Here is a 14,350-nt window from a genome sequence, read left to right as displayed (position 1 = left end):
ACCGCTTAGTTATTATTGTTAACTGGCTTAGCACTATTAGAAGGTGACTTAGCGCGACGCGGTTTCTTTTTTTTTGCAAATGGCTTAGCGTTACTATTATTTTTCGACTGCGTTTTATGACTCTTAGATAAATGCTGGCCATCTTTATGTTCAACTTTATTTTGCTTAGGCTGCTTAATTTTTTTTGGCTTTTTAGGTTTTAAAGGCCTTAACTGGCGAGATTCCCCTAATTCGTTTACTGGAATAAACTTATCTAGTACTTTTCGCTCAATGTGTTGTTGAATAACATGCTCAATATCCCACAATAGCTTTAATTCATCAGCACAAACCAATGAAACCGCTTGACCACTATTGCCTGCTCGGGCAGTTCTTCCTATACGGTGAACATAATCTTCAGGGACATTGGGTAAGTCAAAATTAACAACATTGGGGAGTAAATCTATATCAATGCCGCGAGCAGCTATGTCTGTAGCCACTAAAACCTGTACCTCACCCTCTTTAAAAGCAGCTAGAGCTTTGGTTCGCGCACCTTGGCTTTTATTACCATGAATTGCTGCCGCAGTTAGGCCTTCAGACTCTAAAAAGCGGGTAAGTTTGTTGGCGCCATGTTTGGTTTTAGTGAACACCAATACTTGTCGCCACGCATTTTCTTTGATTAAGTAAGACAAAACCGTAGGTTTACGTTTTTTATCCACGGCTGTAAGCCATTGACTTACCTTCTCGGCAGTAGAGTTTTCAGGATTAACCGATATTTCTAAAGGTTTATGTACTAAGCCTTTAGCTAAAGCACGAATATCAGGGGAGAATGTCGCAGAAAAAAGTAGATTTTGACGCTGCTTAGGCAACAAGGCGATAATTTTTTTTATGTCTCGAATAAAGCCCATATCAAGCATACGATCTGCTTCATCAAGAATTAACACTTCAAGCTGAGAAAACTTCACGGCATTTTGATTATATAAATCCATTAAACGCCCAGGAGTAGCAACCAACACATCCACTCCTTGGCGTAAACGCATCATTTGCGGGTTAATTTTTACTCCACCAAACACCACGGTTGAACGCAAATTCAAATATTTTCCGTAATTTTCAATGCTATCACTAACCTGTGCAGCAAGCTCTCTTGTAGGGGTTAACACAAGTGCTCGTACATTATTAGCGCCAACCTTAACGCCTTTATTACTCATTAAACGCTGCAATAAAGGTAAAGTAAAGCCTGCCGTTTTCCCCGTACCCGTTTGTGCTGCTGCCATCACGTCTTTTCCAGAGATAACCGCTGGAATAGCCTGCGCCTGAATCGGAGATGGTGTCTCATAACCTTGATCACGCACTGCTTTTAATAATGACTCAGATAAACCAAGATCGATAAAATTGACCGTTTCGGTACTCATAGATAATCTCTTGAAGTGAAGCTTCAGTTAGTAGGTTAAAGTTACCTTATTAAGTAACCAATGATGAACAACAAGTTTAGTACTCGTAAAGGCGTGCAGCATACAGTAAGGCAAGGTAAATTGGTATAAGTGTAATGTAAAAATTTAGCTATTTCACAGGCAAATAAAAAGGCAGTGAGGATTCCCTTACTGCCTTTGATATATTTTTATACCTTGTGATTATTTTTGTATAGTAATTTACAATGTCATTACTGCGCTTCAAAAATAGCTTCAATAGATAAGTTTTGTTGGCTTAAAATATCACGTAAACGTTTCAGTGCTTCCACTTGAATTTGGCGAACTCGTTCTCTTGTTAAACCAATTTCATAACCAACATCTTCTAAAGTAGCGGCTTCATAGCCCATTAAGCCAAAGCGTCTAGCTAACACTTCTCGCTGCTTTGAATTCAATTCGTTAAGCCAATTAATAATATTGTTACTCATATCATCAGCTTGTAAGTCACCTTCAGGACCAGCGCTTTTATCATCAGCAATCACATCAAGTAAAACTTTATCTGAATCTCCAGCAAATGGGGTATCAACAGAAGCGATACGTTCATTTAAACGCAGCATCTTATTTACATCAGCAACAGGTCTATCTAGCGATTTTGCGATTTCTTCAGCGCTTGGCTCATGATCAAGTTTTTGAATAAGCTCTCGTGAAGCGCGTAAATAAATATTTAATTCTTTAACAACGTGGATAGGTAGGCGGATGGTACGAGTTTGATTCATTATCGCTCGTTCGATAGTTTGACGGATCCACCATGTTGCATAGGTTGAAAAACGGAACCCTCTTTCAGGATCAAATTTTTCTACAGCGCGGATTAACCCTAAGTTGCCTTCTTCTATAAGGTCAAGCAAGGGAAGGCCTCTATTGTTATAGCGCCTAGCAATTTTAACAACTAAACGTAAATTGCTCTCAATCATACGTTTTCTTGCTGCCTCATCTCCCTTTAAGGCCAACCGTGAAAAATAAACTTCTTCTTCTGCACTCAACAAAGGCGAAAAACCAATTTCGCTTAAATAAATTTGAGTTGCATCTAAATTCAGTGATGCTTCTTCCTTTTCATTCAGTACTGCAGTTTGTTGTTTTTCTTTTACCATGCTGCTCTCCCGTCTAATACGTAGCAAAGTTAAATTAAGTATTAAATATTCACACTATCTCCAGGTTAATTAATTATTGGAACGGTATTATTGATGAGAAAACTCACTTTAATACACTTGTTATTTTTTCGGTAAATACTTCAATGGGTCAATAGACTTTCCACGAAAGCGAACTTCAAAGTGAAGCATGACTCTTTGCGCGTCAGTATCTCCCATTTTTGCAATGACATCACCAGTATTAACATATTGCTGTTCTTTAACTAGTATTGTGTCATTGTGAGCATAAGCACTAAGGTAATCATCATTATGACTAATTATGATTAACTTACCGTATCCTCGTAAAGCACTACCCGCATATACAACTTTACCACTTGCTGCAGCGCTAATTTTAGTGCCGCGTTTCCCTATGATATTTATCCCTTTATTTCCGTAAACTTTAGAAGAAAACCCTTCAGTAATTCTGCCTTTAACAGGCCATTGCCAACGACTAATTTTTTGAGAAAAATCTTTCTTTGGTAAGCCACTTTGTAATGTTTTCTTTTTAGTTACATTTTTACCATACTCTTGCTTTTTTGTAGATGCAAGTGCCTTTTGTGAAGATTTTTTACTGGTCTGATTAGAGCTTTTAATCTGGTTTTTACTAGAGTGCTTATTATTACTAGCGTTCGCTTTTTTTGAGGAGTTTTTTGCAACTAAAATTAATTTTTGATTGGGATAAATATTATAAGGAGGTGAAATATTATTCAATTTAGCTATTTGGTGTACATCTGAATTGGCTCGCCAAGAAATGGAGTATAGGGTTTCTCCGGCTTTCACTATGTACTCACTGCCATCAATACTATTTTTCACCCGATCTTTTAAGGGTGTACTGCCATAAACACTAACCACAGGTGCAGGCTTATCCCTTGATGAACAAGCAAAAAGGCTTAAACATAGCAACATACAAGATATTAAACGAACAAGTATTCTAGGTAAGTTACCAAGTTTAGTATTAGCCAAACATTTAAACCTCATCACTACAGCCAACGCTCCATGTTAACGTAAAGCAAAATACGCAATAACAATTAAAACGACTAATCCCCAACCTAATACATCAACCCATTGACGTAGTTTTTTCTCCATTGCACTACCACCCCATTGAATTAAGCCTGCAACCAAGAAAAACCGCATACCTCTACCAATAGCTGAAGCTAAGAGGAATGGCACAAAAGCCATATGTAAGAAACCAGCACTAACCGTAAATATTTTATAGGGAATCGGGGAAAATCCGGCAATAAATACCACCCATACCCCCCACTCACTAAACCAAGCCATAGCTGTATCAAAACGTTCTTGATAACCAAACTCAGTGATTAAAGGCTGTATCCATGGCTCAAACATCAAATAGCCAAGCAGGTAACCAACGACACCACCTGCGATAGAGGCAATAGTCGTTAAGCTAGCTAACCGCCATGCTTTTTCAGGTTTTGCTAACACCATAGGCGCTAATAAAACATCAGGTGGAATGGGGAAAAAGACTGATTCAGCAAACGTAATAAGTGCAAGCATTCTTGGCGCAAACTTGTGCTCAGCCCACTTTAGTGTCCAATCATAAATGGCAGAAAACAATTTCATTACAACAACTCTCCTGGTACCAAAGGTACAAATCTAACAGCTTCCACTTGCTTTTCATTAAAACTATCACCCTGTCGAGTTATTATTTTAAGAATTTGTGTTTGTTCACCAACCGGAATGACTAATCGGCCGCCATCATTGAGTTGTTCTAATAGTGCTTGCGGTACACTTGCTGCGCCTGCAGTGACAATAATGGCATCAAAAGGCGCTTTGCTTGCCCATCCTTGCCAGCCGTCGCCATGTTTCATTTTTATATTGTGTAAGTCCATGGCTCTTAAACAGCGTTTGGCTTGAAACTGTAATGATTTAATACGCTCAACTGAAAATACGGTCTCTGTTAACTGCGCCAAAATAGAAGTTTGATAACCAGAGCCTGTGCCAATTTCCAGAATACTTTCTGGGCGACCATCTGCAAGCAATAGCTCAGACATTTTAGCTACGATATAAGGTTGAGAGATAGTTTGTCCCTGCCCGATAGGTAAAGCCGTATTATCATAGGCTTTATGCGCTAAAATTTCGGGAATAAATATATGGCGCGGTGAATTAGCAATGGCCTGTAAAACCTGAGGATTGGTTATTCCTTCAGCTTGTAGCTTTTGTGCTAATAATTCGCCACTGCGCTTTGACTTTCCTGCAGCGCGATTATTATTTGTGTGAGTGATCATAACGTTACTTTATTTATCCATTCTTTCATATTATTTATACTGCTATGAGCGGTCATATCGACTGTTAACGGAGTTACCGATACATAGTTATTAGCAACGGCATGAAAATCAGTGCCTTCACCACCATCAAGCTCTTGCCCTAGAGTTCCGTACCAATAAATATCTCGCTGCCAAGGATCTTGCATCTTTTTCATCATTTCAGCTTTATGACGATGCCCAAGGCGAGTTACCTTGATACCTTTGATATCAGCTATGGGAACATCGGGTACATTAATATTCAAAATTTGATCCACCGCGAGTGGATGCTTTTGAATATGTTTAATGAGGTTAGCTGTAATAGTTGCAGCCGTTTGGTAATATTTTTCATGTTTACCTAATAAGGAAACTGCAATCGCTGGAATACCCATATGTCTGCCTTCCGTAGCGGCTGCCACTGTACCAGAATATAGGGTGTCATTTCCTAGGTTTGGCCCTTTATTTATTCCGGCGACAACTAGATCTGGTGGTGATGTAACTAGCTGACTAATACCTAAGTGAACTGAGTCAGTTGGTGTACCATTTACAGAAATAAACCCGTTTTCTAAAGTTTGTGCTCTTAGAGGGTTAAGTAATGTTAATGAATTACTTGCGCCACTGCAGTTTCTGTCAGGAGCGACTACAGTCACACTAAAGTGTTTAGCTAACTCTTGATAGAGAACACTGATCCCCAAAGCGTGCACACCATCATCATTACTTAATAAAATATTCATTAATGTGCCTGCTCTGTGGTTACTGATTCTTTAATATCTACACGTTTCGTGCAATCTTGATAGTCAATAAGCTCACGTAAAACGGTAGTCGCATACGCGCCTGCGGCTAAGGTAAAACTAACTTTAACCTTGGCTAAGTTATTATTGTTTAATGCTTCATCCTCAGCATTGCTATCAGTCAACACTTCAATATCTGCATCGTTAATAACTAATCGAATTCGGCGACGTTCCTGTTTTAAGCCGAATCGTGGTAAGCCTTGTGAGAATTCACTGTGGTTATTAGCTACACTCTGCTCTAATTCATTTGGCTTGGCTGTAGTCATTAACTCACCGGATCCCCACATGCTGGCGGTAATATCAACATCTTTTTCAATTAAGCGTTGTTTAAGCGTGTCATCAATGTCATCGAGATGGAAAACAGATTGAGTGCCAGCAAGCATTAACACATCGCCTACTTGCAGTTGAGAAAAAAGGTTGTTTTGAATGCGTTCGCTAATAATATCATTAAAAATGACAGATCGAGCTGCCGACAAATACATGCCACGCTTTTTTTTATCTTTTACTTTAGTACCTGAAAATAACGACAAAGCTTGTGCTATATTACCGCCATCAATACCAAAACGTTGCTCACCAAAATAATTAGGCACCCCAAGCTCAACAATTTTTTGCCAGCGCTCATACAAGCTTTTAAGCTGAGTAACATCACGTAAAATCAACTCAAATCGATTACCCGTTAACGCACCTGTGCGCAGTTTTTTATTATGTCGTTTATATTCTAGTACCTCAACGCCTTCAATCGTTAAGTCACTTAAGTCATAGACTTGCTTACCGGGGACATGAACGCCAAACCACTGTTCGGTAACGGCAAACCTATCTTTTAAACCAGCATAAGAGATCAACGACTCTTTTACTTTAAAATACTTAGCAAGTTCACGGGCAACAAAAACCGTATTCGCGCCAGTTTTACGAATATAAATATACAAATGTTCACCTTCTCCACAAGGAGAAAATGGTAGCTGTTCAAATACTTTAAAATCGCTTACTTGGCTTCTTAATAAGCCAGTAGATTTGGGTTTTCCATGTAAAAAACTAAGTACGGGTAACATTATTCTCTCTTAACAATCCAAATTGAGGCCAACAAAAATATCAACTAGGCATTTTGTACTTCATGCAACGGCGGCATAGCCGGAGCACTTGGTGTAAGTAGCACAACACTGTGTACTGAAATACCCTCTTGTCGACCAACATACCCTAACTTCTCAGTGGTAGTCGCTTTTACATTAACTTGCTCTATATCACAGTTTAAATCTTCAGATAAACACGCTCTCATAGCGAGCAAGTGAGGTGAAATTTTAGGCGCTTGAGCAACAATAGTTATATCTGCATTGCCTAACTGAAAGCCCTTTTCTGCCATTAACCTTACAACATGGCGCAATAAAATACGGCTAGATATATTCTCATATTCTGCCTCCGTATCTGGGAAATGATTACCAATATCCCCCAAACATAACGCTCCTAAGATGGCATCACAAAGTGCATGAATAGCCACATCCCCATCTGAATGGGCAACAAATCCATGCTCAAAAGGTATAGCAATACCCGCTAACACTATAGGTCCTGAGCCTCCAAATTTGTGAACGTCAAAGCCATGTCCTATACGCATATTTTATCCTTAGGTTGTTCTTGTTGATTTAAATAAAAAGTTGCTAACGCTAAATCTTCCGGGCGAGTAATTTTTATATTTTCTCGGGAAGCTGAAATCAATTGACTAGGTAAACCTGCTTGCTCAATAGCTGACGATTCATCGGTAATTGCCAAACCTTTAGATTGCGCTTGCTCAATGGCTTGTTTTAATTCATGGGTCTTATACATTTGCGGGGTTAATGCATGCCATAACTGGCTTCGATCCACCGTTTTAGCAACGAGTGTTTTCCTTTTATCTTGGCTAGCTTGCTTAATAGTATCCACCACAGGTGCAGCCAGTAAGCCGCCAATATTGGTTTGCAAACATTGTTCAATAAGTAAATCAATATCGTAATGACTCAAACAAGGGCGAGCAGCATCATGAACCAACACCCAGGGGAAAGTATGGCTATTGACAGCATTTAAACCATTTAATACTGAGTCAACCCGTTCAGCGCCTCCTGATACTCTAATAATATCAGGGTTATTCACTAAGCTTGTTGTTGCAAAGTAACTATCATCTTCGCTTAAGGCGAGAATAACTTTGCTTATTCTGGGGTGGCTGAGCAGGCGGTTGACTGTAATAGCTAAAATTGTCTCACCGTGAATTTTTAAATATTGTTTAGGGCAGTCAGCCAACATACGTTTACCAACACCTGCCGCAGGCACAATAACAACAAACTGTTGCTCGGAATCTGACACGCTTATCGCTCCCCATTAGGTGACAAAGCAGCAGAAGCAGTATCATCGAGAGTTTTATCTTTATTTGGAATAAGCCTAAAAAAAGTTTCGTTTTCTTTAATCATCCCTAACTCATTTCGAGCACGCTCCTCAATAGCTTCACTACCAAGCTTTAAATCATCGGTATCTGCGTATAATAATTTATTGCGTTGTTTAAGTTTTTCATTGGCAATTTGCTGACGGCTTACTTCGTCTTGTAGCGAATAATAGTCAGGCACACTATTTTTACCGAACCACAGTCGATATTGTAAGAGTGATAATAAAACCAGCAAAAGCGCTGTGAATGCCCGCATATGAATTAGAAAAAACAAAAGTGTGATTAATTAGCACCATTATATAAAGCTAACAGCAAGAGTAAATGTTTATATAAGTAAACTCACTTAAAATAACTACTCATAATAAGAATAAGTTTTTCAACAGTCGTCTGCAGTTTTTACACATTGCATAAAATATCTCTATTGATAAGATACTTATCTTTTAAAACAATAATATGCGGCACTTAAAAGGACTTTGCATGTATAAACAATTATCTTTCTCAATTATTATTGCTCTTATACTTTGGGTTCCTAACTTTCAGCTCTTTGCTTTTTACGACTCTGACAAACAACTCCCTTGTTTTGCCAAAGAAGTGACAGAAGCGAATGAAGTTCAAAGAGCAACAGTAATTGAGAGAGTTAAACCTATATACCCAATCAACGCAGCTAGAAATGGACAAGAAGGCTGGGTAAAATTAAGCTTTGTTATCAATGAAGATGGGAGTGTTGGTCATCCTATAATTGAAGACTCTTCAGGAATTAAATCTTTCGAAACAGCAGCGGAACGCGCAGTAAAATCTTGGCGCTATAACCCAGCTACAAGAAATGGTGAAACCATTCAACAATGTAGAAATAGCGTACAGTTAAATTTTCGAATGAATACAAAAAGCAAAGGAGCTTCACGAAAATTTGTTAGGCAATATAAGAAAACCACCAACTTTATTATTGATGAAAAATTACCTGAAGCAAAAGAGTCTTTAGATAAGCTGGCTCAAGAACCTAAACAAAACTTTTATGAAGATCGCTTTTTCTTCAGCCTCAGCGCTAGTTATTATCAAGCTACTGGTGATTATCAAAAAGAGTTTAGCAATTTAAAAAAACTTATCCCTCAAGGGAAACATTATTTACCTAAAAACTCTTATAGCCAATCTGTGGCGAGAGCTTTTCAATTGGCAACATCAAACAACCTACTTTCTAGTGCTTTGTATTATTACAACGATTTAAAGAAGTTTGATGAAGATAGTAAATACGTTGAACAACTTCTTCCTTATGTTGAACAAATAAAGGCTATTATTGATAGCTCAGAGCATATTTTTATTGCTGCACAAATTAATGAACGTTCACAATGGCATCACTACCTTGCAAGAAAAAGTTTCACTTTTACAAGTCTTGATGGAGAATTAGACTCAGTCGATATACGTTGTGCCAATCACTTTTCTACTCACAAAATAGAGCCAAGTAAAGAATGGAAGATACCTAAAACTTGGGGAAAATGTCAGCTATTTATCAAAGGCGAACAAGGTGCAAAATTTAACCTAGTTGAATTAGCAAACAAGCCAGTTTAACGACTTCCTATATTGGATAAACTAACTCAAGGTTTTATGAAAGTGTTTCCAATCAATGACACAAGACAGTAATAATTCTCGCAATGATGGAATAATAGGTCTTAACTTTTTATTATGTTGAGAGCTCTGCCAGCGATGCCCTGCACAGGCAGCAAGCATGACTTTTTTATTCGGTTTAAGTAGCCGTCTCTCGTTAACCTCATTCTCAGGGTTTTCTGTACTTTTTGTAAGTTCAGTAGTATTAGGGACTAATGAAAACCAGCCTGATTTATTTGTTCTCAAGCGCTTTTTCTCAATATCTATTCTATCAATGCAATCTAAAACGATATGATCACCAACCAAAATGGGCACAACTAACCCTAATAGAGGTTTACCTTCTTTCTCTAATAATTGTGTATACCAAGTAAAGACCGTTTCATCTTCTTCACCGGTAAGCGGTAATTGCCCAGATTGTTTGGCCGACCAAGTGGCATTTTGCACATCTAATGTCAGGGGGGAATTACCTTGCTCATTGACTTGCGTCATTAAATTAGCCGTTTTAGTAATATAATAAGACAAGCTTTTCAATTGCCCTTGCACTCCTTGCGCTGTTGCAATATCTGCATTGGCGATCAAATGTAATTCACGCTCGTAGAGTGCATTGCACACTTCGGCATAATCATTACTATTTTTATTGTGTTGCCACAAAGATGATTGAGTCACAGGGATTATAAATCAAGAACTTACTAACTATATAAGGTTAAGCATACTTGATTGTGGTGAAAAGATAAAATTTCCCATAAAAAAACCGACACAATAATGTATCGGTTTTTCAAGTAAGACAAAATTACTTACATCAATAGAGGCTTATTGGCCTTTAACTTCACTTAAACCATTAAAGATAGCTTTATCGCCTAAATATTCTTCAATACGTAATAATTGGTTATATTTAGAAACGCGGTCTGAACGACATAAAGAGCCTGTTTTAATTTGACCAGCAGCAGTACCTACCGCTAAATCAGCAATAGTAGCATCTTCAGTTTCACCACTACGATGAGAAATTACAGCTGTAAAGCCAGCATCTTTAGCCATTTTAATTGCTGCTAATGTTTCAGTTAATGAACCAATTTGGTTAAATTTAATTAAAATTGAGTTACCAATACCTTGCTCAATACCACGCGCTAAAATTTTAGTATTCGTTACAAATAAATCATCACCAACAATTTGTACTTTGTCGCCGATTAATTTTGTTTGGTAAGCAAAACCATCCCAATCAGACTCATCTAAGCCATCTTCAATTGAAACAATTGGGTATTCTTCACAAAGTGTTGCTAAGAAGTCAGAAAATTCATTAGCAGTAAATTGCTTACCTTCACCAGTAAGATCATAAATACCTTTGTCGCTATCGTAGAATTCAGAAGCAGCACAATCCATCGCTAAAGTTACATCTGTACCTAGTGTGTAGCCAGCAGCTTCAACAGCTTCTTTAATAACAGCAAGTGCGTCAGCATTAGAGGCTAAATCAGGGGCAAAACCACCTTCATCACCAACAGCTGTATTTAACCCTTTGCTTGATAATACTTTTTTCAAGGCATGAAAGATTTCAGCGCCCATTCGTAAGGCTTCACTAAAGCTTTTAGCGCCTACTGGCTGAATCATAAACTCTTGAATATCAACGTTATTGTCAGCATGTTCACCACCATTAATGATATTCATCATAGGTAATGGCAGGCTATAAACACCTGAAGTACCATTTAAATCACTGATATGTTCAAATAATTGAACGCCTTTCGCTGCAGCTGCTGCTTTAGCTACCGCTAATGAAACAGCTAAAATAGCATTTGCACCGAAGTTCTCCTTGTTTTCAGTGCCATCTAAATCAATCATGATTTGATCAATGTTCGCTTGCTCTAAGGCATCTTTTCCAAGAAGCGCTGGAGCAATGCTGTCTTTAATGGCTGCAACGGCTTTTAATACGCCTTTACCTAAGTAGCGTGACTTGTCGCCATCACGTAATTCAAGTGCTTCGCGAGAACCAGTAGATGCACCTGATGGAGCAGCTGCACGTCCCCAAGCACCTGATTCTAAATATACATCAGCTTCAACAGTTGGGTTGCCACGAGAATCCATGATCTCACGTGCTAAAATTTTACTAATCTTTGACATTATCTTTCCTTTACAAACTTTAAAATTAATTTTTAAGTATTCTTAAAAAACAAAGCCGCAACACAATGGCTCCGGCTTATTATTCGTTATGAGTTAGCTTGTTTGCTGTTTTTGATATTCAAAAGAAGCAGCAACAAAGCTTTCAAATAGTGGGTGACCATCACGAGGAGTCGAATTAAACTCGGGATGGAACTGCCCAGCAATAAACCATGGGTGATCTGCAATTTCTATCACCTCAACTAAACTTTTATCTGTAGATAAACCCGAGAAGGTTAGTCCGGCTTGGCCTAATTGTTCACGGTAGTTATTATTTACCTCAAAACGGTGGCGGTGTCTTTCATTAATTGTTTCACTGCCGTATACGTCACATACCTTGGTTCCTTTCAAAAGGTGACACAATTGTGAGCCTAAACGCATAGTTCCACCTAAGTCAGAGTCACTATTTCGATACTCAATTTGTCCTTCTTCATCTAACCATTCACTGATCAAACCTACAACAGGATGTGGCGTTGCTTCGTTAAACTCTGTACTGTGCGCGTCTGTTAAACCGGCAACATTTCGAGCAAACTCAATTAGCGCAACCTGCATACCTAAACAGATACCTAAATAAGGCACTTTATTTTCGCGAGCGTACTGTGCAGTTAAAATTTTACCTTCAACACCGCGCTCACCAAAACCGCCAGGCACAAGAATTGCGTCTAAATCTTTTAATATATCAGTACCTTTAACTTCAATATCTTGCGAATCTACATATTGAATATTAATGGTTAACTGATTTTTTAGTCCAGCATGCTTTAGTGCTTCATTAACTGATTTATAAGCATCGGGTAATTCAATATATTTACCAACCATACCTATGGTTATTTCACCTTTAGGGTTGGCTTCACGATAAAGCACTTCTTCCCATTCAGTTAAATCGGCTTCTGGAACCTCTAAACCAAAACGCTTGACAACTAATTCATCTGCGCCTTGAGATTTTAACAAGGCTGGAATTTTATAAATACTGTCAACATCACGCATTGAGACAACAGCTTTTTCTTCCACATTACAAAACAAGGCAATTTTCGCACGTTCTCCCGTAGGAATAAGTCGGTCTGAACGGCACACTAAAATGTCTGGGAAGATACCAATAGAGCGTAAATCTTTTACTGAGTGTTGTGTTGGCTTGGTTTTAATTTCACCTGACGCTGCTAAATAAGGCACAAGCGTTAAGTGCATAAACATAGCACGCTCACGACCAACCTCAGTGGCTAATTGTCGAATAGCTTCTAAGAAAGGTTGTGACTCAATATCACCCACAGTGCCACCGACTTCTACCATAGCAACATCGTAACCTTCAGCACCTTCAATAACGCGACGCTTGATGTCGTTAGTGATATGAGGAATAACCTGAATAGTTGCCCCTAAGAATTCACCTTTACGCTCTCTCGCTAAAATATCTTGATATATTTTGCCTGTGGTAAAGTTATTACGTTTAGTCATTTTGGTACGAATAAAACGCTCATAGTGACCTAAATCTAAATCGGTTTCAGCGCCATCTTCAGTGACAAATACTTCACCATGTTGTATCGGACTCATAGTGCCGGGATCAACATTAATATAAGGGTCAAGTTTCAGCATGGTTACTTTTAAACCACGAGCTTCAAGAATTGCTGCTAATGAAGCTGCGGCAATACCTTTACCAAGAGACGAAACCACGCCGCCAGTAACAAAAATATATCTAGTTGTCATGTCTACACCGATGTAAAGAAAACAGAAATTTTGTGCTTTTTTATCATTACCGAATTGAATGACTCATTTATCGCCAGCAATTGTTTTCAACTGTAGTCAAAAAACAACCAAAAAACGAATAAAAGATAAGGTAAATTTAAATAAAGCAGGACGGGAAAGTATTATACTGAAAAGCATCGCTAACAACAATAACTACAAGCGATCCAATAATAGAAATAACTATTTTTTTATTATTAGTAAATCGTTATTATAAAGAATTATTCTCCACAGAAAGTAGCTTATGACAAATCAATTAGACAATGTTTTATCAGCCATTGATGAGATAAACAGCCAAGACATTAATGTCACGGTAGATAACGGTACAGAGCACCCTAAAGAATTAATTTATGGTCAGCGTATGACTGCTTGTTTGTTGCAATATTGGCCGCAAGCTAATGAGTTATTACAAATAGCTGTGCGCGCTCAACATATAAAACGTTGGTATTTAAAACGTGCAGAATTTCCAGAAGGTAAAGCAGGTTATTACCAGTGGCGAATTGCACTAGGTAAATTTCATGCGGAGTTAACGGCTGAAATAATGCTTGAACATGGTTACCAGCAAGAACAAGCAGAGCAAGTAGCCAGTATTATTCGCAAAGAGAATTTAAAAAGTAACTCGGATAGCCAAACACTAGAAGATGTCGCTTGTTTAGTATTTCTTATTTATTATTTTGATGAGTTTGCAAGCCAGTACTTAGCACAAGACAATGAAGCCAAAATTATCCGCATAGTGCAGCTAACCTGGAAGAAAATGTCTAGTGACGCTCATGACATTGCCTTATCGTTAACATTGCCAGATCATTTAGCTGCCATCGTTGGCAAAGCATTAAGTTAACTGTGTTTTCCATACATT

At 38.2% G+C, this 14,350-nt stretch carries 15 protein-coding genes; 2 read left to right on the top strand and 13 right to left on the bottom strand.

The window, feature by feature from the left end:
- Positions 1-5: 5 nt before the first annotated feature.
- The 10 genes from AC27GZ_RS05675 to ftsB all read right to left on the bottom strand — a co-directional run bounded on the left by AC27GZ_RS05675 (position 6) and on the right by ftsB (position 8,275).
- A complete protein-coding gene (locus AC27GZ_RS05675; protein ID WP_487093941.1) occupies positions 6-1,388 on the bottom strand; it encodes a DEAD/DEAH box helicase in 1,383 nt (460 codons plus the stop codon).
- Between the two features lie 248 nt (positions 1,389-1,636).
- A complete protein-coding gene (gene rpoS, locus AC27GZ_RS05670; RefSeq protein ID WP_487093940.1) occupies positions 1,637-2,530 on the bottom strand; it encodes an RNA polymerase sigma factor RpoS in 894 nt (297 codons plus the stop codon).
- A gap of 120 nt (positions 2,531-2,650) precedes the next feature.
- Entirely contained in the window at positions 2,651-3,529 is an 879-nt protein-coding gene (locus AC27GZ_RS05665) for a peptidoglycan DD-metalloendopeptidase family protein (protein WP_487093939.1), read from the bottom strand.
- A gap of 36 nt (positions 3,530-3,565) precedes the next feature.
- Entirely contained in the window at positions 3,566-4,144 is a 579-nt protein-coding gene (locus AC27GZ_RS05660; RefSeq protein WP_487093938.1) for a YqaA family protein, read from the bottom strand.
- Complete coding sequence (locus tag AC27GZ_RS05655; RefSeq protein WP_487093937.1) at positions 4,144-4,809, bottom strand: protein-L-isoaspartate(D-aspartate) O-methyltransferase; 666 nt, start codon at positions 4,807-4,809, stop codon at positions 4,144-4,146. Before AC27GZ_RS05655 ends, AC27GZ_RS05660 begins: the two co-directional genes overlap by 1 nt.
- Positions 4,806-5,558: a 5'/3'-nucleotidase SurE gene (gene surE, locus AC27GZ_RS05650; RefSeq protein ID WP_487093936.1), complete on the bottom strand. Its 753-nt coding sequence runs from the start codon at positions 5,556-5,558 to the stop codon at positions 4,806-4,808. Before surE ends, AC27GZ_RS05655 begins: the two co-directional genes overlap by 4 nt.
- Complete coding sequence (truD, locus tag AC27GZ_RS05645; protein ID WP_487093935.1) at positions 5,558-6,664, bottom strand: tRNA pseudouridine(13) synthase TruD; 1,107 nt, start codon at positions 6,662-6,664, stop codon at positions 5,558-5,560. The genes surE and truD overlap by 1 nt, the downstream gene beginning before the upstream one ends.
- Positions 6,665-6,708: 44 nt before the next feature.
- Complete coding sequence (gene ispF / locus AC27GZ_RS05640) at positions 6,709-7,221, bottom strand: 2-C-methyl-D-erythritol 2,4-cyclodiphosphate synthase (protein ID WP_487093934.1); 513 nt, start codon at positions 7,219-7,221, stop codon at positions 6,709-6,711.
- On the bottom strand, positions 7,212-7,943 hold the full coding sequence (gene ispD / locus AC27GZ_RS05635; protein WP_487093933.1) for a 2-C-methyl-D-erythritol 4-phosphate cytidylyltransferase: 732 nt from the start codon (positions 7,941-7,943) through the stop codon (positions 7,212-7,214). The genes ispF and ispD overlap by 10 nt, the downstream gene beginning before the upstream one ends.
- Before the next feature lie 2 nt (positions 7,944-7,945).
- A complete protein-coding gene (gene ftsB, locus AC27GZ_RS05630) occupies positions 7,946-8,275 on the bottom strand; it encodes a cell division protein FtsB (RefSeq protein WP_487093932.1) in 330 nt (109 codons plus the stop codon).
- A 221-nt stretch (positions 8,276-8,496) separates the two neighbouring features.
- Between ftsB and AC27GZ_RS05625 the strand changes: the two genes are divergently transcribed.
- The gene (locus AC27GZ_RS05625; RefSeq protein WP_487093931.1) at positions 8,497-9,582 is read left to right on the top strand and encodes an energy transducer TonB; all 1,086 of its coding nucleotides are present in this window, start codon (positions 8,497-8,499) and stop codon (positions 9,580-9,582) included.
- 21 nt (positions 9,583-9,603) lie between these two features.
- Here AC27GZ_RS05625 and AC27GZ_RS05620 read toward each other — a convergent pair whose 3' ends face one another.
- From AC27GZ_RS05620 to pyrG, 3 genes are all read right to left on the bottom strand, one after another.
- Positions 9,604-10,284, bottom strand: a complete 681-nt coding sequence (locus tag AC27GZ_RS05620) for a hypothetical protein (RefSeq protein ID WP_487093930.1) — start codon at positions 10,282-10,284, stop codon at positions 9,604-9,606.
- 144 nt (positions 10,285-10,428) lie between these two features.
- Entirely contained in the window at positions 10,429-11,727 is a 1,299-nt protein-coding gene (gene eno / locus AC27GZ_RS05615; protein ID WP_487093929.1) for a phosphopyruvate hydratase, read from the bottom strand.
- A gap of 93 nt (positions 11,728-11,820) precedes the next feature.
- Entirely contained in the window at positions 11,821-13,458 is a 1,638-nt protein-coding gene (gene pyrG, locus AC27GZ_RS05610; protein WP_487093928.1) for a CTP synthase, read from the bottom strand.
- 280 nt (positions 13,459-13,738) lie between these two features.
- Here pyrG and AC27GZ_RS05605 point away from each other — a divergent pair, with 280 nt between their 5' ends.
- Positions 13,739-14,332, top strand: coding sequence for a DUF4202 domain-containing protein (locus AC27GZ_RS05605; RefSeq protein ID WP_487093927.1), 594 nt, complete (start codon positions 13,739-13,741; stop codon positions 14,330-14,332).
- Positions 14,333-14,350: the final 18 nt, after the last annotated feature.

Source organism: Colwellia sp. SU-HH00943 (assembly GCF_057546125.1).
Note: the sequence above shows the minus strand (reverse complement) of the source record. Positions and strands in the feature narration are given on the sequence as shown.

What these genes read in the sequence shown, in the direction of transcription:
- AC27GZ_RS05675 (WP_487093941.1), bottom strand. Translation starts at nt 1,388, where the DNA reads ATGAGTACCGAAACGGTCAATTTTATCGATCTTGGTTTATCTGAGTCA.
- rpoS (WP_487093940.1), bottom strand. Translation starts at nt 2,530, where the DNA reads ATGGTAAAAGAAAAACAACAAACTGCAGTACTGAATGAAAAGGAAGAA.
- AC27GZ_RS05660 (WP_487093938.1), bottom strand. Translation starts at nt 4,144, where the DNA reads ATGAAATTGTTTTCTGCCATTTATGATTGGACACTAAAGTGGGCTGAG.
- AC27GZ_RS05655 (WP_487093937.1), bottom strand. Translation starts at nt 4,809, where the DNA reads ATGATCACTCACACAAATAATAATCGCGCTGCAGGAAAGTCAAAGCGC.
- surE (WP_487093936.1), bottom strand. Translation starts at nt 5,558, where the DNA reads ATGAATATTTTATTAAGTAATGATGATGGTGTGCACGCTTTGGGGATC.
- truD (WP_487093935.1), bottom strand. Translation starts at nt 6,664, where the DNA reads ATGTTACCCGTACTTAGTTTTTTACATGGAAAACCCAAATCTACTGGC.
- ispF (WP_487093934.1), bottom strand. Translation starts at nt 7,221, where the DNA reads ATGCGTATAGGACATGGCTTTGACGTTCACAAATTTGGAGGCTCAGGA.
- ftsB (WP_487093932.1), bottom strand. Translation starts at nt 8,275, where the DNA reads ATGCGGGCATTCACAGCGCTTTTGCTGGTTTTATTATCACTCTTACAA.
- AC27GZ_RS05625 (WP_487093931.1), top strand. Translation starts at nt 8,497, where the DNA reads ATGTATAAACAATTATCTTTCTCAATTATTATTGCTCTTATACTTTGG.
- eno (WP_487093929.1), bottom strand. Translation starts at nt 11,727, where the DNA reads ATGTCAAAGATTAGTAAAATTTTAGCACGTGAGATCATGGATTCTCGT.
- pyrG (WP_487093928.1), bottom strand. Translation starts at nt 13,458, where the DNA reads ATGACAACTAGATATATTTTTGTTACTGGCGGCGTGGTTTCGTCTCTT.
- AC27GZ_RS05605 (WP_487093927.1), top strand. Translation starts at nt 13,739, where the DNA reads ATGACAAATCAATTAGACAATGTTTTATCAGCCATTGATGAGATAAAC.